This is a genomic window from Geobacter pickeringii, assembly GCF_000817955.1.
Lineage (GTDB): Bacteria > Desulfobacterota > Desulfuromonadia > Geobacterales > Geobacteraceae > Geobacter > Geobacter pickeringii.
The window spans coordinates 2,281,316-2,304,040 of the sequence record NZ_CP009788.1 but is presented as its reverse complement, the minus strand read 5'-3'; the positions used below and the strand labels follow the sequence as shown (position 1 = coordinate 2,304,040).

Annotated in this window: 25 protein-coding genes; 20 read left to right on the top strand and 5 right to left on the bottom strand. The window is 62.8% G+C overall.

Annotation, left to right across the window (positions count from 1 at the left end; genetic code table 11):
* Positions 1–13: 13 nt before the first annotated feature.
* From GPICK_RS10380 to GPICK_RS10345, 8 genes are all read left to right on the top strand, one after another.
* Positions 14–1,024 (top strand): NAD-dependent epimerase, encoded by a 1,011-nt coding sequence (locus GPICK_RS10380; protein WP_039742914.1) that lies wholly within the window; start codon positions 14–16, stop codon positions 1,022–1,024.
* A gap of 14 nt (positions 1,025–1,038) precedes the next feature.
* Positions 1,039–1,404: a hypothetical protein gene (locus GPICK_RS17045; protein WP_084201490.1), complete on the top strand. Its 366-nt coding sequence runs from the start codon at positions 1,039–1,041 to the stop codon at positions 1,402–1,404.
* Positions 1,404–2,405, top strand: a complete 1,002-nt coding sequence (galE, locus tag GPICK_RS10370; protein ID WP_039742911.1) for a UDP-glucose 4-epimerase GalE — start codon at positions 1,404–1,406, stop codon at positions 2,403–2,405. The genes GPICK_RS17045 and galE overlap by 1 nt, the downstream gene beginning before the upstream one ends.
* A 65-nt stretch (positions 2,406–2,470) precedes the next feature.
* On the top strand, positions 2,471–3,352 hold the full coding sequence (locus GPICK_RS10365; RefSeq protein ID WP_039742909.1) for a YicC/YloC family endoribonuclease: 882 nt from the start codon (positions 2,471–2,473) through the stop codon (positions 3,350–3,352).
* 43 nt (positions 3,353–3,395) lie between these two features.
* Positions 3,396–4,007, top strand: a complete 612-nt coding sequence (gene gmk / locus GPICK_RS10360) for a guanylate kinase (RefSeq protein ID WP_039742908.1) — start codon at positions 3,396–3,398, stop codon at positions 4,005–4,007.
* A gap of 12 nt (positions 4,008–4,019) precedes the next feature.
* Positions 4,020–4,229, top strand: a complete 210-nt coding sequence (gene rpoZ, locus GPICK_RS10355; protein ID WP_039742905.1) for a DNA-directed RNA polymerase subunit omega — start codon at positions 4,020–4,022, stop codon at positions 4,227–4,229.
* Positions 4,230–4,287: 58 nt separating this feature from the next.
* Positions 4,288–6,438, top strand: a complete 2,151-nt coding sequence (locus GPICK_RS10350; RefSeq protein ID WP_039742903.1) for a RelA/SpoT family protein — start codon at positions 4,288–4,290, stop codon at positions 6,436–6,438.
* 37 nt (positions 6,439–6,475) lie between these two features.
* A complete protein-coding gene (locus tag GPICK_RS10345; RefSeq protein ID WP_039742901.1) occupies positions 6,476–6,853 on the top strand; it encodes a RidA family protein in 378 nt (125 codons plus the stop codon).
* A gap of 104 nt (positions 6,854–6,957) precedes the next feature.
* Here the strand turns inward: GPICK_RS10345 and rpmB are convergent, their stop codons facing one another.
* Complete coding sequence (gene rpmB / locus GPICK_RS10340) at positions 6,958–7,149, bottom strand: 50S ribosomal protein L28 (protein ID WP_039742897.1); 192 nt, start codon at positions 7,147–7,149, stop codon at positions 6,958–6,960.
* 90 nt (positions 7,150–7,239) lie between these two features.
* Between rpmB and GPICK_RS10335 the strand changes: the two genes are divergently transcribed.
* The gene (locus GPICK_RS10335) at positions 7,240–7,845 is read left to right on the top strand and encodes a YdcF family protein (RefSeq protein ID WP_039742894.1); all 606 of its coding nucleotides are present in this window, start codon (positions 7,240–7,242) and stop codon (positions 7,843–7,845) included.
* A 64-nt stretch (positions 7,846–7,909) separates the two neighbouring features.
* Here GPICK_RS10335 and metG read toward each other — a convergent pair whose 3' ends face one another.
* The 4 genes from metG to tmk are packed head-to-tail and all read right to left on the bottom strand — an operon-like array spanning position 7,910 to position 12,050.
* Positions 7,910–9,439, bottom strand: a complete 1,530-nt coding sequence (gene metG / locus GPICK_RS10330) for a methionine--tRNA ligase (protein ID WP_039742893.1) — start codon at positions 9,437–9,439, stop codon at positions 7,910–7,912.
* Positions 9,436–10,410, bottom strand: a complete 975-nt coding sequence (locus GPICK_RS10325) for a PSP1 domain-containing protein (protein WP_039742890.1) — start codon at positions 10,408–10,410, stop codon at positions 9,436–9,438. Before GPICK_RS10325 ends, metG begins: the two co-directional genes overlap by 4 nt.
* Positions 10,411–10,434: 24 nt before the next feature.
* Positions 10,435–11,406 carry a DNA polymerase III subunit delta' gene (gene holB / locus GPICK_RS10320; RefSeq protein WP_039742887.1) on the bottom strand — a complete coding sequence of 324 codons (972 nt, stop codon included), beginning with the start codon at positions 11,404–11,406 and terminating at the stop codon, positions 10,435–10,437.
* 2 nt (positions 11,407–11,408) lie between these two features.
* On the bottom strand, positions 11,409–12,050 hold the full coding sequence (gene tmk, locus GPICK_RS10315; RefSeq protein ID WP_039742885.1) for a dTMP kinase: 642 nt from the start codon (positions 12,048–12,050) through the stop codon (positions 11,409–11,411).
* A gap of 134 nt (positions 12,051–12,184) precedes the next feature.
* Between tmk and rnc the strand changes: the two genes are divergently transcribed.
* The 11 genes from rnc to GPICK_RS10260 all read left to right on the top strand — a co-directional run bounded on the left by rnc (position 12,185) and on the right by GPICK_RS10260 (position 22,636).
* Positions 12,185–12,934: a ribonuclease III gene (gene rnc / locus GPICK_RS10310; RefSeq protein ID WP_039742882.1), complete on the top strand. Its 750-nt coding sequence runs from the start codon at positions 12,185–12,187 to the stop codon at positions 12,932–12,934.
* Complete coding sequence (locus GPICK_RS10305) at positions 12,931–13,971, top strand: elongator complex protein 3 (RefSeq protein WP_039742881.1); 1,041 nt, start codon at positions 12,931–12,933, stop codon at positions 13,969–13,971. Before rnc ends, GPICK_RS10305 begins: the two co-directional genes overlap by 4 nt.
* 33 nt (positions 13,972–14,004) lie before the next feature.
* A complete protein-coding gene (gene era, locus GPICK_RS10300) occupies positions 14,005–14,901 on the top strand; it encodes a GTPase Era (RefSeq protein ID WP_039742879.1) in 897 nt (298 codons plus the stop codon).
* Between the two features lie 52 nt (positions 14,902–14,953).
* The gene (der, locus tag GPICK_RS10295; RefSeq protein WP_039742878.1) at positions 14,954–16,276 is read left to right on the top strand and encodes a ribosome biogenesis GTPase Der; all 1,323 of its coding nucleotides are present in this window, start codon (positions 14,954–14,956) and stop codon (positions 16,274–16,276) included.
* Positions 16,277–16,367: 91 nt separating this feature from the next.
* The gene (locus GPICK_RS10290; protein WP_039742876.1) at positions 16,368–17,561 is read left to right on the top strand and encodes a DUF4388 domain-containing protein; all 1,194 of its coding nucleotides are present in this window, start codon (positions 16,368–16,370) and stop codon (positions 17,559–17,561) included.
* Positions 17,558–17,923, top strand: a complete 366-nt coding sequence (locus tag GPICK_RS10285; protein ID WP_039742873.1) for a response regulator — start codon at positions 17,558–17,560, stop codon at positions 17,921–17,923. The genes GPICK_RS10290 and GPICK_RS10285 overlap by 4 nt, the downstream gene beginning before the upstream one ends.
* A 40-nt stretch (positions 17,924–17,963) precedes the next feature.
* The gene (locus tag GPICK_RS10280) at positions 17,964–20,039 is read left to right on the top strand and encodes a chemotaxis protein CheA (protein WP_039742871.1); all 2,076 of its coding nucleotides are present in this window, start codon (positions 17,964–17,966) and stop codon (positions 20,037–20,039) included.
* Positions 20,040–20,843, top strand: coding sequence for an ExeA family protein (locus GPICK_RS10275; protein ID WP_039742869.1), 804 nt, complete (start codon positions 20,040–20,042; stop codon positions 20,841–20,843).
* A gap of 136 nt (positions 20,844–20,979) precedes the next feature.
* Positions 20,980–21,717: a chemotaxis protein CheW gene (locus GPICK_RS10270; protein ID WP_330217044.1), complete on the top strand. Its 738-nt coding sequence runs from the start codon at positions 20,980–20,982 to the stop codon at positions 21,715–21,717.
* Between the two features lie 22 nt (positions 21,718–21,739).
* Positions 21,740–22,111 carry a response regulator transcription factor gene (locus tag GPICK_RS10265; RefSeq protein WP_039742867.1) on the top strand — a complete coding sequence of 124 codons (372 nt, stop codon included), beginning with the start codon at positions 21,740–21,742 and terminating at the stop codon, positions 22,109–22,111.
* A 33-nt stretch (positions 22,112–22,144) separates the two neighbouring features.
* The gene (locus tag GPICK_RS10260) at positions 22,145–22,636 is read left to right on the top strand and encodes a chemotaxis protein CheW (protein ID WP_039742865.1); all 492 of its coding nucleotides are present in this window, start codon (positions 22,145–22,147) and stop codon (positions 22,634–22,636) included.
* The last annotated feature ends 89 nt before the right edge of the window (positions 22,637–22,725 follow it).

Here is a 22,725-nt window from a genome sequence, read left to right as displayed (position 1 = left end):
GGATGGGTCTGCCATGCGCACCGTACTTGTAACCGGAGCAGCCGGTTTCATCGGCTCTCATCTTGCCACCAGGCTCCTGAAGCAGGGAGATCGGGTGATCGGCCTCGATAACCTCAACGACTACTATGACGTGGGGCTCAAGCGTGATCGCCTCAAGCTCCTGGAGGGAACGGACGGGTTCCGGTTCGTGAAGGGAGACCTCTCCGACCGGGAGGCGGTAGAGCGGCTCTTTACCGCCGAGCGGTTCGACGTGGTCGTGAACCTCGCCGCCCAGGCGGGGGTTCGCTACTCACTCACCAACCCCCATGCCTATGTGGAGAGCAACCTCGTGGGGTTCGTCAATATCCTGGAGGGATGCCGCCACCACGGGGTGAAGCACCTCGTGTACGCTTCCTCCAGCTCGGTCTACGGCGCCAATACCACGATGCCGTTTTCGATCCACCACAACGTTGACCATCCGGTTTCGCTCTACGCAGCCACCAAGAAGGCCAACGAGCTCATGGCCCACACCTATTCGAGCCTCTACGGGCTGCCGACCACGGGGCTGCGCTTCTTCACCGTCTACGGCCCCTGGGGGCGCCCGGACATGGCGCTCTTCCTCTTCACCCGGGCGATTCTCGAAGGACGCCCCATTGATGTCTACAACCACGGCAGGATGCAGCGCGACTTCACCTACATCGACGATATCATCGAAGGGGTGACGCGGGTCATGGACTGCACCCCCGCACCGAATCCTTCGTGGAGCGGCGCCAGCCCCGATCCGGGAACGAGCTGTGCGCCGTACCGCATCTACAACATCGGCAACAACAGCCCGGTGGAACTGATGACCTTCATTGAGACCATCGAGCGCTGTCTCGGCACGACGGCACAGAAAAACCTCCTCCCTATCCAGCCGGGGGACGTGCCGGCCACCTATGCCGACGTGGATGACCTGATGCGGGATGTGGGGTTCAAGCCGGCCACCTCTATTGAGGAGGGGATCGGCAGGTTCGTTGCCTGGTACCGGGAGTACTACAAGCGGTGAGCCGGGAGGAAGAGATGAAAAAGGATCATCTTGAGATAATTCTTGAAGATATCCGGGGGAAGTTCGATCTTGTTCTCGAAGGACATGAGTCGCTTCGGCAGGAGATCAGGGATACCCGGGAGACGCTCGAAGCCAAGATCGAGCATCTCAATTTCGTTACCGACATCTTGGCGAATGGGCAGAAGGAACTCCGCGCCGAGGTTGCCGGCATCCGTGAAGAGATAGGCGAGATCCGAGGAGAATTGGCGGATGTCAGGAAGGAGCTTCGCGGGACCCGTGAAGAGCTGAATGGCAAGATTGACGCCGTTGCCGCCGATCTGGCTGCCCATCGGGCCGATACCGAGGCACACCATGGTGTGTACCGGGTGAAGGAGGGATAATGACGACGCACAGCGAGAACAGGGTGCTCGTAACCGGTGGTGCGGGATACATCGGCAGTCATGTGGTCCGGCAGCTTTCCGAGGCCGGATTCACGGTGGTGGTCTACGACAACCTCTCGACCGGCTTTGCCGATGCCCTCGTTCACGGCGAGAAGCTCGTGGTGGGGGATCTTTCGGACACCGCGCGGCTCGATGCGCTGTTCGTCGAGCACGGCTTCCGGACGGTGCTCCATTTTGCGGCATCCATCGTGGCGCCGGAATCGGTGACGCTCCCCCTCAAGTACTACTCGAACAATACGCGCAATACGCTGAATCTCCTCGGTGCCTGCGTCAAGCACGGCGTGGAGCGGTTCGTCTTTTCGAGCACCGCGGCAGTCTATGGCATGCCCGAAAACGGCACCGCCGCCGAGGAGAGCCCCGCGGCCCCCATCAACCCCTACGGGACCTCCAAGTTGATGAGCGAATGGATGCTGCGCGACACTGCCGCAGCCCATGGCTTGAAGTATGTGGCACTCCGCTATTTCAACGTGGCGGGGGCCGATCCCCAGGCGCGGATGGGACAGCGCACGCCGGAGGCGACCCACCTGATCAAGGTCTGCTGCCAGGCGGCCCTCGGGCTGCGGGAGAAGGTTTCGATCTACGGAACCGATTATCCGACCCAGGACGGCACCGGCATCCGCGACTACATCCACGTGGAAGATCTCGCGTCCGCCCACCTCGCCGCCCTGCGGTACCTTGAGGGGGGAGGGGAGTCGACCGTCGTCAACGTCGGCTACGGTCGGGGGGCCTCCGTGCGGGAGGTGGTTGATATCGTGCGTCGGGTATCCGGCGTCGCTTTTGTCACCGAGGAGGCGCCGCGCCGGCCCGGTGACCCCGCCATGCTCGTGGCGAAGGCCGAGCGGGTGCGGGCGCTTTTGGGGTGGGTGCCCCGTTTCAATGACCTGGAAACCATCGTTGCCGATGCGTGGCGGTGGGAGCAGAAACTGACACAGAAGCGGTGACTCGCGGAGCGGTGATGGTGCCTCTCGGCCCAGCACCAATCGCCGGTCGCCGACACGGAGTTCGTATGATAAAAAGCATGACTGGTTACGGAAAGGGCGTAGTCGAGACGGAGCGCGGCCGGACAACCGTCGAGATCCGCTCGGTGAACCACCGCTACGGCGAGATAACGGTCAAGGTGCCGCGCACGCTCCTTGCCTTCGAAAACGAGGTCCGCAAGACGGTGGGGGACCGGCTCAAGCGGGGGAAGATCGATGTCTTCGTGCAACGGGAGGAGACGGTGGGGGGAGCGAACCTCCCGATGGTGAATCTCCCCCTCGCCAAGGCCTATCGTGACGTATTCGAGCAGATGCGCGAGGAACTCGGCCTCTTTTCCGAGCCGGTGACGCTGCCGCTCATCCTCTCCCAGCGGGACATCATGGTTGCCAGCAACGAAGAGGTCGACGAGGAGTCGTTGCGCGAGGAGCTTGGCCGCGCCGTGAGCGGGGCGGTCGACGCGCTTGAGGCGATGAGGCGGCGCGAGGGGGAGACGCTCCTGGTCGATCTGCTGGCGCGGCGCCAGAGCCTTTCCGGCCTTATTGAGCGGGTGGCGGAGCGCGCTCCGGCGGTGGTGACGGAGTATGCCGTGCGCCTTCGCGAGCGTCTCAGTCAACTGCTGTCCGGGAATTCCCTCGACGAGGCCCGTCTCGCTCAGGAAGTGGCGGTCATGGCCGATCGAGGCGACATCACCGAGGAACTCGTGCGCTTCCGCAGTCATCTGGCGCAGTTCGACGAAACGGTTGCCCTGGCCGAACCGGTCGGGCGCAAGCTCGACTTTCTCATGCAGGAGCTGAACCGCGAGGTTAATACCATCGGTTCCAAGGCAAACGACGCCGGGATTGCCGCCGTAGTGGTTGAGCTCAAGGCCGAACTCGAGAAGATTCGCGAGCAGGTCCAGAATATCGAATGAGTGTTGGCTCCGTTCCCGCCCCCACCGTTTTCAAGGAAAACGCATGAATCGCGAAGGCGTAATCTTCATAATTTCGGCACCATCGGGTGCCGGCAAAACCACGCTCTGCAAGGAAATAATTGACATATTCCCTACCTTGCGTCATTCTGTCAGCTACACGACGCGGACGCCGCGACCCGGCGAAATTCACGGAAAAGATTATTTTTTCGTCTCTCTCGAGGAATTCCGCCGGATGGTTGCCGCCGATGAGTTCGCCGAATGGGCCGAGGTCCATGGCAACTGTTACGGCACTGCCATCCGGACACTGGAAGAATCCCGGGCGTCGGGTATCGATATCATTCTCGATATCGACATCCAGGGGGCGCGCCAGCTCAAGGAGCGATACCAGGGCGGCGTTTACATCTTCATTCTCCCCCCCAGCTACGAGGAGTTGCGCCGCAGGCTCAACGGGCGCTCTTCGGACAGCGACGAGGTCATCAGCCGGCGTATCGGTGCCGCTGCCGGTGAGATTCGGGAATCCCGCTGGTATGATTACATCATAGTCAACGATCAGTTCCCGCGAGCGGTCGAGGAACTCAAATCGATAGTCACTGCCGAACGGTGCCGGGCTTCCCGCGTTCTGGAGGCAGTGACCGAAATGTTTGCAATAGAGTGAAAGGAGTAGTTTATGGCACGTGTCACGGTTGAGGATTGCCTCGAGAAAGTGGATAACCGGTTCCTGCTGGTGATGTTGGCGTCGAAGCGGGTCAAGCAGCTTTACAAGGGGTCTTCCTCCCTGATTGATAACCGGGGGGCCAACAAGAATGTCGTTCTGGCGCTCCGCGAAATTGCCGCCGGCAAGGTTCAGTTCGAGATCACGTCGCGCAAGTCCCGCTAAACCTTACTGCAGAAGGGCTGAAGTGTAATGCTTCCGCCCTTTTTTTGTCTTTTCTCCCATGATCAGGCTCAACGACATTCTCGACAAGGTGGCAGCGTACAACCCGGCGGCCGATCTGGATCTGGTGCGCAAGGCGTACGTCTATTGCGCGAAGGTGCACCAGGGGCAGACCCGCCTCTCGGGAGAGCCGTACCTTGTCCACCCGATGGAGGTGGCGGGAGTCCTGGCTGACCTGCGGCTTGACGCCCCGACGGTCGTGACCGGCTTTCTGCACGATACCATCGAGGATACCCTCACCACCCGGGAGGAGCTGGAGCAGCTGTTCGGGGTTGAGGTGGCGAACCTGGTCGACGGCGTTACGAAGATCAGCAAGATCCACTTCAAGACCAAGGAGGAGAGCCAGGCGGAAAACTTCCGCAAGATGTTGCTCGCCATGGCGAACGACATCCGGGTGATCCTCGTCAAGCTTGCCGACCGGCTCCACAACATGCGGACGCTGCAGTACCAGCCCGAACCGAAGCAGCGCTCGATCTCGCGGGAAACCCTCGACATTTACGCCCCCCTTGCCAACCGTCTCGGCATCTCCTGGATCAAGAGCGAGCTGGAGGATCTTTCTTTCCGCTACCTGGAGCCCCAGGTCTATTACGATCTTGCCTCCAAGGTCACCAAGAAGAAGAAGGAGCGGGAGAGTTTCGTCGAGGAGGTCCGTACCATCATCGCCGCCAAGCTCGCCGAGCACGAGCTGAAGGGGGAGGTCTACGGTCGGAGCAAGCATCTCTTCTCCATCTGGAAGAAGATGCAGAACCGCAACGTCGACATCGACCAGATCTACGATCTGATTGCCATCCGCGTCACGGTCAACGATATCCGTGAGTGCTACGAGGTCCTCGGTATCATCCATTCCACCTGGAAGCCGATCCCGGGGCGCTTCAAGGACTACATCGCCATGCCGAAGGGAAACATGTACCAGTCGCTGCACACGACGGTCATCGGACTCCACGGCGAGCGGATGGAGGTGCAGATCCGCACCTCCGAGATGCACCGGGTGGCAGAGGCGGGGATCGCGGCCCACTGGAAGTACAAGGAGGGGAAAGGGTACGACGAGAAGGAGGTCAAACGCTTCGCCTGGCTCCGTCAGCTTCTGGAGTGGCAGCAGGAGTTGCAGGACTCCCACGAGTTCATGAACACCGTCAAGGTCGAGCTCTTCCCCGAGGAGGTCTACGTCTTTACCCCCCGGGGGGACGTGAAGAGCTTTCCCAAGGGATCGACCCCCATCGACTTTGCCTACACCATTCACACCGATATCGGTCACCGCTGCGTTGGCGCCAAGGTGAACGGCAAGCTCGTGCCGCTCAAGTACGAGCTGAAAAACGGCGATATCGTGGAGGTAATCACCTCTCCTCACCACACGCCGAGCAAAGACTGGCTCAAGATCGTTCGGAGTTCGCGGGCGCGGAACAAGATTCGCGCCTGGATCAAGACCGAGGAGCGGATCCGGAGCATCACCCTTGGCCGCGAGATACTGGAGAAGGAATTCCGGCGCTATTCCCTCAATCTGGCAAAATTGCAGAAGACGGGAGAGTTGAAACGGGTGGCCGGAGAGTTCGGTCTGATCACCGATGACGACATTCTGGCCGCCGTCGGATACGGAAAACTCTCCTACGGCCAGGTGCTCAGCAAGCTGATCCCGGAGGAACGGCTCGCGGAGCGGCAGGAGCAGAAGGAGACGCGGCTCGGCAAGGTCCTCGGCAAGCTGACCGGGAAATCGACGAGCGCCATCCAGATTGGCGGTGTCGAGGATGTGCTGGTCCGGTTCGGAAAATGCTGTAATCCCGTGCCGGGGGATGATGTCGTCGGATTCATAACCCGGGGGCGTGGAGTCACCATACACACCGCCGATTGCCCCGTCGCCCTGGAGAGCGATCCCGAGCGACGGATCGCGGTGACGTGGAACCGGGAGCGCAAGGCGGCCCTGCCGGTGAAGATCCGGGTGGCCTGCCACGACCAGAAAGGAATCCTGGCGAACATTACGCTGGCAATCACCAACTGCGAGGCCAACATCTCCAGTGCCTCCATACAGAGCACCGTCGACAAGCGAGGAGTCAACATCTTCGAGGTCGATGTGACGGACAAAGACCACCTCAACCGAGTGATGAACAATATCATGAAGGTGAAGGGGGTCATCAATGTCGAGCGGATGAAGAGTTAGCGCCCCGCGATGGCGGTGAGGCGAAAGGAGTGAGGTGATGAAGAAGATCATTGCGACCGACAAGGCCCCGAAGGCCATCGGTCCCTATTCCCAGGCGGTGAGGGCCGGTGGATTCCTGTATCTGTCCGGACAGATTCCGCTGGTACCTGAAACCGGCGAGCTGGTGACGGGGGATATCCGGGTTCAGACCGGTCAAGTAATGGCAAACATCGGAGCGGTTCTTGACGAGGCGGGTCTTGGCTTCGATGCCATTGTGAAAACCACGATCTTCCTGACCGATCTTGCCAATTTTGGAGTCGTTAACGAGGTCTACGGCAGCCGCTTTGCCGCCGATCCTCCGGCACGCTCGACGGTGGAGGTGAAAGGGCTTCCCCGCGGGGCCGAGGTGGAAATAGAGGTCGTTGCGGTCGTCTGAGAAGGGGAGGGCGGAAAGAAAAAAGCCGCGGGCACCGGGTGTCGCGGCTTTGCTTTCCGGTCGGAGAGATTCGGAGGGACGAACTCCCGAACCTCAGGGGAGGCTTAGAGAGCTTTGGTTACGTGGCCGGAACGGATGCAGCGGGTACACACCTTGATGGTCTGGACGCTGCCGTTGCGAATGGCCTTGACCTTCTGAAGGTTCGGATACCACACGGTCCGGGTCTTGTTGTTGGCGTGGCTGACGTTGTTACCGAAACTGGGACCTTTGCCGCAGATTTCACATTTTCTAGACATGGTTCTACTCCCTCCTATGGTGTCTGAAGCACTTACGTATATCAGACCGCAGGGGTTGTTGCAAGCGAAATATTTCGACAGGGTGATGCGATGGCGGTATTTTTTCGGGGCGTACTCTCGCTCCTGATGATTGTTTCCGTGGTGCTGGCGGTTCTTTTCGTGGACTTCGTGTACAAGAGTTTCTCGCTCCGTCCCCGGGATCTCCATGCCGATGCGGTGGTGGTGCTTGCCGGGGGGCGGGGGAGGGTCGAGGAAGGGGTAAAGCTCTTCCGCGAGAAAAAAGGAGAATATCTCTTTCTTGTGGGGGTCGATCCCCTGGTAAAGAAGGAGGACCTCTTCCGTGACCGGGAGGGGGAGAATCTTGCCGATCGGGTCTACCTCGAAAAAACGTCGCGAAACACCCTGGAAAACGCCATCTACGGTCGCGAGCTCATCGTGCGCAAGGATATCCGCTCCCTCCACCTCATAACGTCCCGTTATCACATGAAGCGGGCGACCCTGCTCTTTCGGCACCTCCTGCCGAAGGATATCGCCATCTACCCCTATCCGGTGGACAGCAGGAATCTGCGGGAGGAGTGGTGGAGCCACGGCGGGAGCTTCCGGCTCCTGTTCGGGGAGTTCTACAAGTATTGCCTCTTTCGCTTCTTCTTCCTCTTCGATTCGGGGGAGATGCGGGCCGGCGCCCCTTCCCTGTAGGAGGAGAGGCGCGCGCTTCACAATGCGAAAGGGCAACCGCTGCCGGTTGCCCTTTCTTCGTTCCCTATTCGTCTTTTTCCTCTATCCGGGGGAAGAGCGCCTCCGCCTTGGCGATCTGCGTCCCTGCCACAAGCCCTCCCCAGCCCAGATCCTCGCTCCGCGGCGGAGCGGTCCAGCCGAGATAGCCGAGAGCCTTTGCCGCCGTGCGGGGCATGAAGGCGGAGAGGAGGAGATGGACGATCCGCTGAACCTCCAGAAGCGTGTACATGATGGTGCCGAGCCGTTTTTTCTGGGCGGGGTCCTTGGCGAGGGTCCAGGGGGCGGTCTCGTCGATATATTTGTTGCCGGCCGAAATGACCTCCCAGATGGCCTGGAGCCCCTTGCTGAAGGCCTGTTCGTCCAGGTAGACGTCGAGTTGGGCGACCATCGCTTCGGTCTTCTGTCTGAAGGCGGCGTCGAGATCGGAGAGGGGGCCGGGCTGCGGAAGGATGCCGTCGAAATACTTGTTAACCATGGCCGTGGAGCGGTTGAGGAGGTTTCCGAGGTCGTTGGCCAGATCGGAGTTGATCCGGTGGACGAGGGCCGCGTGGGAGAAGTCGCCATCGAGTCCGAAGGGGACCTCGCGCAGGAGAAAATAGCGGACCGCGTCGATGCCGTACCGGTCGACGAGCATGTTCGGCTCGACGACATTCTGGAGGCTCTTGCTCATCTTCTGCCCCTCCACGGTCCACCAGCCGTGGGCAAAGACCTTCTTCGGCAGCGGCAGCCCCGCCGCCATGAGGAAGGTGGGCCAGTAAACGGCATGGAAGCGGAGGATGTCCTTGCCGATGAGGTGCACATCCACGGGCCAGAATTTTGCGAAATTCCCCTCCCGGTCGGGGTAGCCGAGGGCGTTGATGTAGTTGGTGAGGGCGTCGAACCAGACGTAGATCACGTGCCGCTCGTTGTCCGGCACCGGGATGCCCCAGTTGAAGGAGGTGCGGGAAATGGAGAGGTCGCGCAGCCCCTCCCTCACAAAGGCGATGATCTCGTTGCGCCGGCTCTTCGGCTGGATGAAGTCGGGGTTGGCCTCGATGTGGGCCAGGAGCTGCTCCTGGTATTTGCTCATCCGGAAGAAGTACGATTCCTCCTTGAGCTTTTCGACCGGGCGGTTGCAGTCGGGGCACTTGCCGTCGATGAGCTGGGTCTCGGTCCAGAAGGTCTCGCAGGGGGTGCAGTACCAGTCTTCATACTCCCCCAGGTAGATGTCCCCCTGCTCCAGGATCTGGTGGAAGATCTGAGTGACCCCCTTTTTGTGCCGCTCCTGGGTGGTACGGATGAAGTCGGTGGGAGCGATGTCGAGTTTCTCCCAGAGGGCCTGGAAGCGCTTTACCACCCGGTCGGCCAGCTCCAGGGGGGTCTCGCCGGCGGCGTTGGCCGCCTTCTCCACCTTCTGGCCGTGCTCGTCGGTGCCGGTCAGGAAGAAGACGTCATACCCCTTGAGCCGCTTGTAGCGGGCGAGCACGTCCGCGGCGAGGGTGGTATAGGCATGGCCGATGTGGGGGACGTCATTTACGTAGTAGATCGGTGTCGTGACATAGAAGGTCCGGCTCATTTCTTCTCCTTTTTATCCCGGTCCCTGCCCCGGTTGTTGCGGCGGTCGCGCCCCTGTCCGTCGGGACGCTGCTGATCCCGCTGCCCCTTCTCCTTCGGCTCACCGTCGGCTCCCGATTTCTGCTCGCGCTCCCTCGGTCCCTCCTTGCGGGGCTGCCGGGGGCGGTCGGAGATGTTCTCCGGCTTGATTTCGTCCCCCCGGAGCTCAACCTCGCGGTCTTCGTCGGTGCGAACCGTCACGGTCCCTTCGAGGACGTTCATCTTGACCACTTCGCCTTCGACGCCGCCGCATTTCACCAGTTTACCGCATTTGGGGAGACACTTCTTGAGGGAGCAGTAGGTCTCGTACTCGTAGCCGAGGCAGCAGAGGAGCCTGCCGCACTGGCCGGAAATTTTGGTGGGATTGAGGGCCAGGTTCTGTTCCTTGGCCATCTTGACCGATACCGGCTCGAAGTCCCGCAGAAATGACGAGCAGCAGAGCTCCCGGCCGCAGATGCCGATCCCGCCGATCATCTTCGACTCGTCGCGCACCCCGATCTGGCGCATCTCGATGCGGGTGTGGAACTGATGGGCCAGATCCTTCACGAGCTCCCGGAAGTCGACCCTGCCGTCGGCGGTGAAGTAGAATACCGCCTTGCTGCCGTCAAAGAGGTACTCCACCTTGACGAGTTTCATGTCCATCCCCCGCTCCTTGATCTTGCGGAGGCAGAAGTCGTAGGCATCCTTCTCCCGGGCGGCGTTGCGGGCAGCCGATTCGACATCGGAGTCCTCGGCCAGCCGGATGATGTTCTTGAGCCCCTCGGGGAGCTGGTTTTCCTCGTATTCCCGCGGCGGCGTAACGACGGTGGCGATGCTCCGCCCCCGCTCGGTCTCCACGATGACCCGGTCTCCCGGTTTGAGTTCGAACGAACCGACACCGAAGTCATACAGCTTGCCCGCGGTGTGGAACTGCACTTTGACGATTGTTGCCACGTGTATCCTCCCGGGGAATCCCCGTTATTGATCTCGCTCCTGGGCGAGGCGCATCAGGAGCACGTCCATGGTGAGCCGCGGATTGGCGTTGCGGGTCAGGGCCTGGCGTGCCTCCAGGATATGGGCGAGCCGCTGCCGGCTCGTTTCGAGCGTGGATCGGCCCGCCTCCTGCTCGAGGAGCGGCTGCAGGTCGCGGTTGACCATTTCCGAGCCCCCTCCCTGGATGAGAAAGACGTCCCGCAGGAGCGAGGCAAGCTCGTCGAGTCGCTCCACCGCCGTCTCCCGGTCGGCGGAAAGCTCCTCCGCGGCGGCAAAGAGGGGGGCGATGTCGCCCAGGGAAAGGGCGCCGAGCCGGCTCAGCAGCTGGCCACGGCCGGCGGAGTCCCCTTCGTCCCCCACTTCCAGGGCCCGCGAGAGACTTCCGTTGGCGAGCGAGGCGGCCATGCGGGCGATGTCCGGAGCCGTTCCCCGGCGCAGGAGTTCCTCCTCGACGACCCGCTCGGGGAGCGGTCCGAACCGCAGGAGCTGGCAGCGGGAACGGACCGTCGGCAATATGCTCGCCATGCGGGAGGTGAGGAGAATCATCAGGGCATTGCCGGGAGGCTCTTCAAGGGTCTTGAGGAGCGCGTTGGCTGCGGCCGGATTGAGTCGGTCCGCCTCGTCGATGATGCACGCCTTCATGGGGGCCTCGACGGGGCGCAGCACGAGCTCCCGCTGGAGATCCCGAATCTGGTCGATCTTGATGAAGGCGCCGTCCGGCTCCACGACATGGAGGTCGGGGTGCTGGAGCGATGCCATCTTTCTGCAGGAGGGGCATTGGCCGCAGGCTTCGTCGCGGCCGCAGAAGGCGGCTTCGACGAGGGCGAGGGCCGTGGTCTTCTTGCCGCACCCCTCGATCCCCTCGAAGAGGTACGCGTGGGCCATTTTCCCGGTGCGCAGTGCGCGCCGCAGGACGTTGACCGGCGTATCCTGGCCAAGGATGCGGGAGAAGGACATCGTCATCTCCCCGCAAGGCGCCGGGCGAGCAGCTCCTGGATCGCGACGCCGGTCTCTTCGACTCCCCGGCTTCCGTCCACCACGGCAAACCGGTTCGGCTCGGCAGCGGCAAGGGCCAGGAAACCGTCACGGATCCGCTCGTGGAACAGGCGCGACTCCCGCTCGAACCGTTCCTCCCGTGCGGCGCTGGTGCTGTTGATCCGGGCCATGGCCCGCGAGAGCCCCGTTTCGACGGGACAGTCGAGAATCACGGTGAGATCGGGTTTGACGGCGCCGGCGGCCAGGGCGTTAAGGTGGCCGATCAGTCCCCGGTCCAGATCCCGCCCGTATCCCTGGTAGGCGAGGGTCGAATCGGTGAAACGGTCGCAGAGAACCACCTTCCCTGCGGCCAGGGCGGGCGAAATCACTTCGGATACGTGCTGGGCGCGGGCTGCGGCGTAGAGGAGGAGTTCGGCGAGGGGAACCATGGCGCTGTTGCGCGCGTCGAGCAGGATGGCCCTGATGTCGTCGGCGATGGGGCATCCCCCCGGTTCGCGCGTCACGACCACGTCGCGACCGGTGGACGAGAGCCAGTGGGCGGCACGCCGGATCTGGGTCGTCTTGCCGCATCCCTCGATCCCTTCGAATGTGATGAAAAACCCCATGTGTACGGCGCCGCCCTTTGGTTTCATAAAGGGTGAATTATAGGGGAGAGGGGGGGACAAATCAAGGCAAAAATCCCCGCTGGACGGCATATCTATTGATAAAGACGACGGATTCGGGTTATACTGCTCCATCTATGCGTGAACCTTCAGACCAGCCCCGCAATGGGGCAGCAGATGGCGATCCGGCGGGCCTTGAGCGGCGTATCGGTTACTCGTTCGCCAATCGCTCCCTTCTCGCTGAGGCGCTGACCCACCGTTCCTACGTGAACGAGGCGCGTGATCCCGCGGTGAAGGACAATGAGCGGCTTGAATTCTTCGGCGACGCCGTTCTCGGTTTTCTCGTCGGCCGGCTGCTGCTGGAGCGGTTTCCCGAAAGCCGGGAGGGGGAGCTCGCCCGGATGAAAGCCTCCCTGGTCGGCGAGGATACACTGGCGGGACTGGGGCGGGACCTTGGCATCGGGGCGTACCTCCGGCTCGGGAGAGGGGAGGAGCGCAGCGGCGGCCGGGAGCGCAAATCGCTCCTCGCCGACGCGTTCGAGGCACTGCTGGCCGCCGTCTACCTGGACGGTGGTCCGGAACCTGCCGGCCGCATCGTGGAGGAGGCTTTCGTGCCGCTTCTCCCCGGCGTGGCGGAAGGGACGTCGGGCCGCGACCACAAGACCGAGTTTCAGGAAGCGGTTCAGGCGCTCTGCGGCGCTCCCCCCGTCTACCGGCTTCTCTCCACGAGCGGTCCCCCCCACGACCAGCGCTTCACCGTGGCGGCCTTTGTCGAGGGGGAACAGGTGGGGGAGGGGTGCGGTCGAAACAAAAAAGAGGCCGAGCAGGCGGCTGCCCGCGAGGGGCTTGCCCGGCTTGCCGCCTCCGGCCGCGCCACGGTGCGATGAAGCCGCTCATCGTCCCCTTTTTCATCTCGCACCAGGGGTGTCCCCATCGCTGCGTCTTCTGCGATCAGCGGACGATCAGCGGACGGGGGGGGGAGTTCCCGGCGGACGAGGAGCTGCGCGCCGCCGTTGCCGCCGCTGCCGTTTCCCGCGGGGGACGTCCGGTGGAGGTTGCCTTTTACGGCGGAACGTTCACCAGTATCCCCCGCACCGAGCAGCAACGGCTGCTCGGCGTACTGCAGCCGCTTCTCGCCGCGCAAGTGATTGCCTCCGTCCGCATCTCCACGCGTCCCGATGCGGTCGACGGCGAGTCCGCCCGCTTTCTTCGCGACCACGGCGTGACGACCGTCGAGCTGGGGGTGCAGTCGATGGACGACCGTGTCCTGGCCGCTTCCGGCCGGGGGCACAACGCTGCCGATACGGAACGGGCGTTCTCGGTCCTGCGGGAAGAGGGGATTGCGGTCGGTGCCCAGTTGATGCCGGGTCTCCCCGGCGATACGGCGGAGAGCTCCCTTGCATCGCTGCGGCGGGTCCTCTCCCTGGGGCCGTCGTGTCTCCGCATCTACCCCACGGTGGTGGTGGAGGGGACCGAGCTCGCGGAACTCTGGCGCTGCGGCCGGTATACCCCTCTGGAGCGCGACGCGGCGGTTTCCCTCTGCGCCCGCATGCTCCGCCTTGCCACCGAGGCCGGCGTGCCGGTGATCCGGATCGGGCTCCAGCCGACGGAGGAACTGGAGGCGCCGGGGACGATCCTGGCCGGCCCCTGGCACTCCGCCTTCCGCCAGCTTGTGGAGGGGGAGCTCTGGTGCGAACTTCTCCTGCGCCTGACCGACGGCATCCCGCCGGGAAGCGGGGTGCGCCTGATCTGTGCCCCAACGCGGGTCTCCGACGTGGTCGGCCAGCGGCGGCGGAACCTGGAACGGCTTGCCACGGAGCGCGGCGTGAGGGTCGTCCGGGTCGATACTGTCCCGGCATTCCCGCCGTTTGATCTCGAAATCTCACATTCTGGCGGCACCGTCACCGGAAGCCTGTTTCCCTGATTCGCCCATCGCGTTTCACTCAAGGAGTTTCCATTGCCCGATACACCGTTTCGTTCCGGATTTGTCTCGATCATCGGCCGTCCCAACGTGGGGAAGTCGACTCTGCTGAACCGCATCCTTGGCGAAAAGATCGTCATCACCTCGGACAAGCCCCAGACCACCCGCAACCGAATCCAGGGAATCCATAACCCCGCCGGCGCCCAGATTGTCTTCATCGATACGCCGGGAATCCACCGGGCCACGTCGCGGCTCAACAAGTACATGGTGGAGGTTGCCCTCTCGTCCGTCAAGGAGGTCGATCTGGTCCTCTTCCTGGCCGAGGCCCAGCGGGATCCCGGGGAGCAGGAGCGGGAGATAATCGACGTGCTGGCGGAGGCGACGGTACCGGTCTGGCTGGTCCTCAACAAGATCGATCTGGCCCCCCAGGAGGACGTCCTCACAAGGATCGATGCCTACCGGAAGCTCTTCCCGTTTCGCGAGGTCGTTCCGGTTTCGGCCGAGACCGGCTTCGGGGTGGAGGGGCTCGTGGAACTGGTCAAGAACCAGCTTCCGGAGGGGCCGGTCTACTTCCCCGACGACATCCTAACCGACCTGCCGGAGCGCTTCATCGTCGCGGAGATCATCCGCGAGAAGGTCTTTCGCCTGACCCGGGACGAGATCCCCTATGCCACCGCCGTGGAGGTCGACAGCTTCAAGGAGCGCCCCGACGGCAGCCTCGTCTCCATTGCCGCCACCATCACGGTGGAGCGCGACTCCCAGAAGGGGATCGTCATCGGCAAAAAGGGGGCGATGCTCCGGCGGATCGGCACCGAGGCACGGCTCGAAATCGAGCGGTTCCTCGCCGCAAAGGTCTTTCTCGAGCTCTTTGTCCGGGTCAGGAAGGATTGGAGCGAAAACCCGTCGATGCTCAGGGATCTCGGCTACGAGTGAGGGTGAAACCAGTTACGGCCGCCGGGCCGTCATAACTTCAGGGAGAACATAAATGATACCGATAGTTGCCATCGTCGGCCGCCCCAACGTGGGGAAGTCGACCCTTTTCAACCGTCTCGTGGGACGCCGCAAGGCCATCGTCGACGACATGCCGGGCGTCACCCGGGACCGGAACTACGAAACCGTCACCCGCTACGAGGTGCCGTTCATCCTGATCGACACCGGCGGTTTCGAGCCGGCGAGCGAGGACCGGCTCCTGCAGCAGATGCGCGAGCAGTCCCAGCTCGCCATCGATGAGGCGGACGTGATCCTCTTTCTCATGGATGGCCGGGCCGGTCTCACCCCATCCGACGTCGAGGTGGTGGAGATGCTGCGCCGCGTGGACAAGCCGGTCTTCTTCGTGGTCAACAAGGTGGACGGCGAGAAGCTCGAGAACGAGGCGGCCGAGTTCTACACCCTCGGCGTGGAGAACATCCAGACCATCTCGGCCGAGCATAACCGCGGCGTCGGCGACCTGATGGACGAGGTGGTGGCGGCCCTGCCGCAGAAGAAGGGCGCCGCGGTGGCTGAGGATGTGACGAAGATCGCCGTGGTGGGGCGGCCGAACGTCGGCAAGTCTTCCCTGGTGAACCGACTCCTCGGCTTCGAGCGGGTGGTGGCGAACCCGACCCCCGGCACGACCCGTGATTCGGTCGATACGCTCTTCACCTGCAACAAGAAGCGCTATCTCCTGATCGACACCGCGGGAATCAGGCGCAAGGGGAAGACGACCCAGAAGCTCGAAAAATACAGCGTGGTCGATTCGCTGCGGAGCATCGAGCGGGCCGACGTGGTGCTGGTCGTCATCAACGCCGAGGAAGGGGTGACCGAGCAGGACGAGCGGATCGCCGGCTACGCCTACGAGGCGGGCCGGGCCTGCATCTTCGTGGTCAACAAGTGGGACACCCTGGCGAAAGACAACTCGACCCTCGGCAAATTCGTCGATCAGATCAGGACCGAGTTCAAGTATCTGCCGTTTGCGCCGATAGTATTCGTATCGGCCAAGACCGGACAGCGGATCAACAAGGTGATGGATGAGGTGGAGACGGTGATGGCCCAGTATTCGAAGCGGGTTTCCACCGCCGATCTCAACCGGGCCTTCTCGGATGCCGTGGAGAAGCACCACGCGCCGCTGTTCCAGGGGAGGCGGGTGAAGTTCTACTATGCAACCCAGGTGGGGACGAAGCCCCCTTCCTTCGTCATCTTCACCAATCGTCCCGAGGGGATTCATTTCTCCTATGAGCGCTATCTTATGAACAAGCTCCGGGAGGCGTTCGATTTTACCGGTTCCCCCCTTCGTCTGGTCTTCCGCGGCAGGGAGCGCAAGAGGTCGTAAAGGCCGTAAAACACTTTACTTGCAAGGGTTGATGATTTATGATGGGCGCCGTTTCATCCATTGATTTTCCGGAATCGGGCGACGGTATCGGATGAGTCTGATCGGCAACCTCGAAGATCTCGGACTGGGGGAAATCCTCCAGATCGTCAGCCTCTCGCGGAAATCGGGAATCCTGCGGCTCCGGAGCAGGGGGCGCGAAGGAATCCTCTTTTTTCGCCTGGGGCAGGTGATCCAGGCGACATCAAGCAGCCAGAGCGAGAGCATCGGCGAGGCCCTGGTCCGCCGGGGCGCCATTGAACCGGCAAAACTCCGCAGCGCCCTCGATCTTCAGGCGCGGGAGGGGCACCGGGAGCGGCTCGGGGCGATCCTCGTCCGGTATTTCGATGTTCCCCCCGCCGTCATCGAAGAGACGGTTCGGGAGCAGATCGAGGATGTGGTCTACGCTCTCTTCGGCTGGATCGAGGGGACCTTCGATTTCGAGCTGAAGGAAATGGGGGAGGCGATCGATGCCGCCCTGATGGATCCGATGCAGTTCATGCTCGAGCAGGGGCTGAGTCCCCAGTACCTGCTCACGGAGCGGGCCCGGCCCGCCGACGAGAAACGGGCGGTCCCGGGGGAAAAGGCCGATGCCGCCGATCGCCACGGCCGCAAGACGGAACGTCCCTTTGACTTCGCCGACGGACTGATTAATCTTGGCGATCTGCTTCGTCGGGAACTGGGGGACGTGCCGGCCTCTGCCGCCGGACGGCCCGAGCCGACCAGCGGTATGACCCTCCTGCACGGCATGTTGAGGGAGTTGAACGACCCTTCCCTCGGAGGAGGGATCACCCTCCTCGTGCTTCGCTATGCCGCCGAGTTTGTGAACCGGGCAGTGATATTCATGGTTATCGGGGACGAGCTGGTTGGCCTCGGCCAATTCGGGATCTCCGACCGTCACGGCTCCGCGGACGCCCGGATCAGGAATCTGCGGATTCCCCGAACCGAGGCCTCGCTGTTCAGCGGGGTCATGGAGGCGAAGCATCCAGCGGTCCTCAAGCCCGATCCGCTCGAATGGAACAGCTTCCTCTTCGGGCAACTCGACGACGGGATTCCCGAAGAGGTCTTCGTGGGACCCATCGTCAGCGAAGGGAAGGTCGTGGCCCTTTTGTACGGCGACAACCTCCCGGGCAAAAAGTCGATCGGCGGCACCGAATCGCTGGAGATATTCCTTTCCCAGGCAGGGGTCGCCATGGAGAAGGCGCTTCTGGAACGAAAACTGATGGAAAACAGCCGGGGGAGACCGTGAAGAAGATTCTCATCGCCGAAGATTCTGCCACCATGCGATCACTCCTGGTCGCCACGATCGAGTCCCTCGGCGGATACCAGGTCGTGGAGGCGGCCAGCGGTTTCGAGGCGTTGCGTCTCCTGCCGCGGGAGCCGGTGGATCTCATCATCACCGACATCAATATGCCCGACATCAACGGGCTGGAGCTGGTGAGCTTTGTCCGCACCAGCGATAACTACCGTCATATCCCGCTCTTCATCATATCCACCGAGGGGAGCGAGCGGGATCGGGAAAAGGGGCTTTCCCTCGGGGCGAACGAGTATCTCGTCAAGCCGTTCGATCCGGCCCGGCTGCAGGAGCTGATCGTGAAGTACACCGCCTGAGAAGGCCCGGGTTCCACCATTCCAGCGTGCAGAGTGTCCCATGACCAATTCACACGATGAGTCCGGCAGGGCCTTGGAAGACTTTCTGGCCGAAGCCGAAGAGATTGTCGAGAAGCTCAACACCGACCTGGTCACGTTGAGTGACTGCGCCGACAGCGGGGAGTGCGACCCCGACCTCCTCAACGCGATCTTCCGCGGATCCCACTCCCTCAAGGGGCTTGCCGGGATGTTCGGTTTCAGCGACATCCAGCTGATCGCCCACAATCTGGAAAACCTCCTCGATTCACTCCGCCTCGGCAAGGTGGCGCTCTCCCCCGAGGTGATGAACGTCCTGTTCGACTCCATGGAGCTTCTCGGCGCCGTGGTGCGGGGGCTGGGGGGCGGAGATGACCACTCGGCCGCCATCGCCGACGCCGTTGCCCGGCTCAACGCCTGTGCCTCGGCCGAGCCGATCGCCGGGGAGTCTCCCTTGCAGAAGCTCGGAATCCCCGAGCGCATCCTCAATTCCCTCACCGAGTACGAAGAGCACCGCCTTCTCGAGAACGTGAAGAAGGGGCGGACGATCTACTCCATCCACGCATCGTTCAGCCTCATGTCCTTCGACCAGGATCTGGGTGAGATCTCCGAGGCCCTCAAGGGGGCGGGCGAGGTGGTGAGCACCCTGCCGAGCGCCAGTGCCACTCCTGAGTCGATGATCGATTTCGAGATTCTCTACGGCACGGAACTGGACCGCGACGGCGTGGCGACCCTGGTGGATCGCGAGAATGTCGACATTGCCGCCTTCGGAGCGGCAGCTGCACCGGCGGCGCCCGCTCCCGCCACCGCCACCGCCACCACGGCGGTCTCCGCTCCGGCTCCGGCACCGACCGTGGCCCCGGCAGCGTCGGCCGTCGTCCCGGTGGCAGGGGGCGAGGAGATGACCGCCAAAAGCATGAGCCGGACGGTGCGGGTTGACATCGGCAAGCTCGACGAGTTGATGAATATCGTCGGCGAGCTGGTCCTCTCCCACTCGACCATCTCGGCGCTGGCGACGCGCATGCGTCTCGAGGGCTTTTCGTCCCTCGCCATCGAGCTCGGCAAGGCGGCCAAGGGGTTGGAGCGCAAACTGACCGAGCTTCAGAAGGGGGTCATGGAGATCAGGATGATCCCGGTGGGGCAACTTTTCGAGAAACTCGCCCGGATCGTCCGCAAGGTTTCCCGCGAGCAGGGGAAAAAGGTCGACCTCAGGATGTTCGGGGCCGATACGGAGCTCGACAAGCTGATCATCGAGGATATTTCCGACCCGATGGTCCACATCGTCCGCAACGCCATCGATCACGGGCTGGAGCCCCCCGAGGAGCGGGTCGCCGCCGGCAAGCCCGAGCGGGGCACCATCCGGCTCTCCTCGTACCAGAAGGGGAACCATGTCGTCATCGAGGTGGCCGAGGACGGCCGCGGCATCAATATCGAGAAGGTAAAGAAGAAGGCCCTGGAAAAGGGACTCATCAAGTCCCTCGAAGGGATTACCGACCGGGACGCCCTCGATTTCATCTTCCTTCCCGGCTTCTCCACCACCGACAAGGTGAGCGAACTCTCGGGGCGCGGCGTCGGCATGGACGTGGTGAAGAACAACATCGCCGCCGTATCGGGGATGGTCGATATCGACAGCGAGTTCGGCCGGGGAACGCGGGTCATCATCACCCTGCCGATCACCCTGGCGATCATCAAGGCGCTTCTCGTCACCACGGCGGGGCGCAGTTACGCCATCCCGATTACCTCGGTGCTGGAGACGATCCTCGCCTCCGAGGCGGATATCGACACCGTCGAGCGCAAGGAGGTCTATCAGCTCCGGCAGACGACCCTGCCGCTCGTGCGGCTGGAGCGGTTCTTCGGCGTCGCGCGTCAGACGCCTCCCTCCGGGGAATTTTACGTGGTCGTGGTGGGGGTGGCCGAAAAACGCCTCGGGATCATCGTTGACGACCTGACGGGACAGCAGGATATCGTCATCAAGTCCCTCGGCGACATGTTCAAGGGGTACCGGGGTATTTCGGGGGCCGCCGACCTTGGCGACCAGCGGACGATCCTCGTTCTCGACGTGGGGGGGATCATCGGCGAGGCATTCCGGAGCGGAGGGTAGATGTACCGGGAATTCTACGGACTCAAGGAAAAGCCGTTCTCCAAGACCCCCGATCCGCGCTATCTCTTCCTCTCCCGGGGACACCGGGAGGCGCTGGCCCGCCTGCAGTACGCGGTGGAGGAACGGGAGCTGGCGCTGCTCACCGGAGACATCGGCTGCGGCAAGACCACCATCTCCCGGGCGCTCATGGACGCCATGGGGGAGGAGTGCCGCTTCTGCTTCATCGTCAATCCGCGCCTGACCCCCCTGGAGTTCCTCCGTGCCGTTGCCCGGAGCATCGGCGTGGAGAGCCCGGCCGTCGCCAAGGACGAACTGCTGAAGCAGCTCGGTGAGGCGGTGCTCGTCCTGCGCGCCGAAGGACGCTGTCCGGTCATCGTGATCGACGAGGCGCAGCTCATCCCGGATCGGGAGCTCTTCGACGAAATTCGTCTCCTGACCAACTTCCAGCTGGACGATCAGAACCTGATGAGCGTTGTGCTGATGGGGCAGCCGGAGTTGCGGCAGATCCTCGCCGATCCGGTCCATGAGCCGCTTCGGCAGCGGATCGCCATGCATTATCACCTCCAGCCCCTGACGTTGGAGGAAACCCTTGAATACATCGATTTCCGGCTTGAAGTGGCGGGTGGGGTGCCGGGGCTCTTTTCGCCGGACGCGGTACGCCGGATCTATGACCTCTCCGGCGGGGTCCCGCGGAAGATCAATATCCTCGCCACCAATGCACTCCTGGTCGGCTTCGGGAGAGACGCCTCCTGGATCGACGCCTCGCTGGTGGAGGAGTTGCGTGAGGAGGCAAGCCTGTACTGACGGCAACGGGGCGGAGACGCCGCCGGTTTCCCGTTGGGCCGGCTCCCGTGTTGAATCCCTGCATCGCCTTCGGCGCTGCAGCATGGTATGATTGCAGAACGACTTCGTGTAATGGGTTTCGGGGCGTGTGATCATGATGGATATTGCAGAAATACGGAAAAAGGCCCAGCGGGAGCGGAGAGAGGGAAAGAGTGCGCCCGCTCCGGCCGCAGCGCCGTTCCCCCGTGAGGAGACGGCTCCGGTGGAGGAGCCGAGCGGGGGGGAGACACCGATCTACGACGATCTTTTCCCGGCGGCGGCGCCCGAGACGTTTCCTCTGGCCGTGCCGGCGCTTCCGCCGGCCATTCAGGACCCGCTGGCCATCATCCTTGAGGGGCGAAAGGCGGCCCTCGTGGAGGAGCTCCTTCCCGCCGGTGTCGCCGCCGAGACGACCCCAGCGATTGTGGGGTCGCGGGAAATCCTCTGTTTCCGGGTCGCGGACGAGATCTACGGCATCGACATCATGGATCTCAAGGAGATCATCAAGCCGCGCGAAACCACGGAAATTCCCCACGCCCCGCCATTCATCGCCGGAGTCCTTTCCCTGCGCGGAATCATCATCCCGGTCTTCGTGCTCCGGGAACGGCTCGGTCTCGGCGAGGCCGCCGTGCGGAACAAGGAGCGGATCATCGTGGTCAAGCGCGGCGATGGTCTCTGTGGTCTCCTCGTCGACGAAGTGACCCAGGTGGTGCGGATCGACGCCGATTCGGTCGAGCCCCCCCCGGCCGTCCTCGATGGCATCGATCGCGACTTCGTCGGCGGAATCGGACGCAACACGGGGGAAATCATCATCCTGCTCAATCTCGACAAGGTTCTGGACGCGGCCCTCTGCTGAGCAGAGGCGAAAGGCGGTGGTCATGAACAAGAAAAAGATTCTGATCGTCGAGGACGAGGAGAGCCTGCTCAAGCTTGAGAGCATTCTTCTCTCTTCCCGCGGCTATGACGTTACGGGGGTGCTGGACGGCATCGCCGCCCTCGAGCAGATCGACGTCGTCAAGCCCGATCTGGTAATCCTTGACATCATGCTCCCCGAGATGGACGGGTTCGAGGTCTGCCGGCGGATCAAGGCGAATCCCGCGACCAGCCATATCCCGGTCGTGATGCTGACGGCCAAGAAGAGCGGACAGGACCAGAAGAAGGGGCTCGACGCCGGGGCGGCCGCCTACGTGACCAAACCGTTCAAATCCGCCCGCATCATGGAGATAATACAGGGGCTCATCGCCGGCTGACACCCGCGACCGCCAGACGCTAAAGGGATGACGATGGAAAGTGAGATCCAGGAAATTCAGCTTGCCTGCTTCCGCATCGGCGACGCCTCCTTTGCCGCCGATATCATGCGGATCAAGGAGATCATCCGCCCCCAGAAAATGACGCGCCTTCCCAAGGCTCCCCCCTTCGTTGAGGGGGTCATCAATCTGCGCGGCAACGTGATCCCGGTAGTCGACCTGCGCAAACGATTCGATCTTCCCGAACGGACTGCGCTGGAAGAGTCGCGGCTGCTGGTGGTGGCCGTGGCGCGCCAGCTCGTCGGTCTGGTGGTGGACGACGTGACCGAGGTCGTCACGGTCCAGGTCCACGACATCAAACCGCCGCCCCAGGTGGTGGAGGGGATTGGTGCCGAGTATCTCATCGGGGTCTGCCTCGTGCGCGAGGCGCTGATCATGCTGCTCAATCTCGATCGAATCCTCAGCAGTCGTGAGACGTCGGCGCTCGCCGGGATTTCCCGGATGTCCGAGGTCGTCCCGGCCCCATAACGGGGCGGCGCTTGCCGGGAATCCGGACCTCAGCAGGCGTTGCGGGCCCATGATCTGGCCGCATTTCCTTCAGCATGACCGTTCTGAAT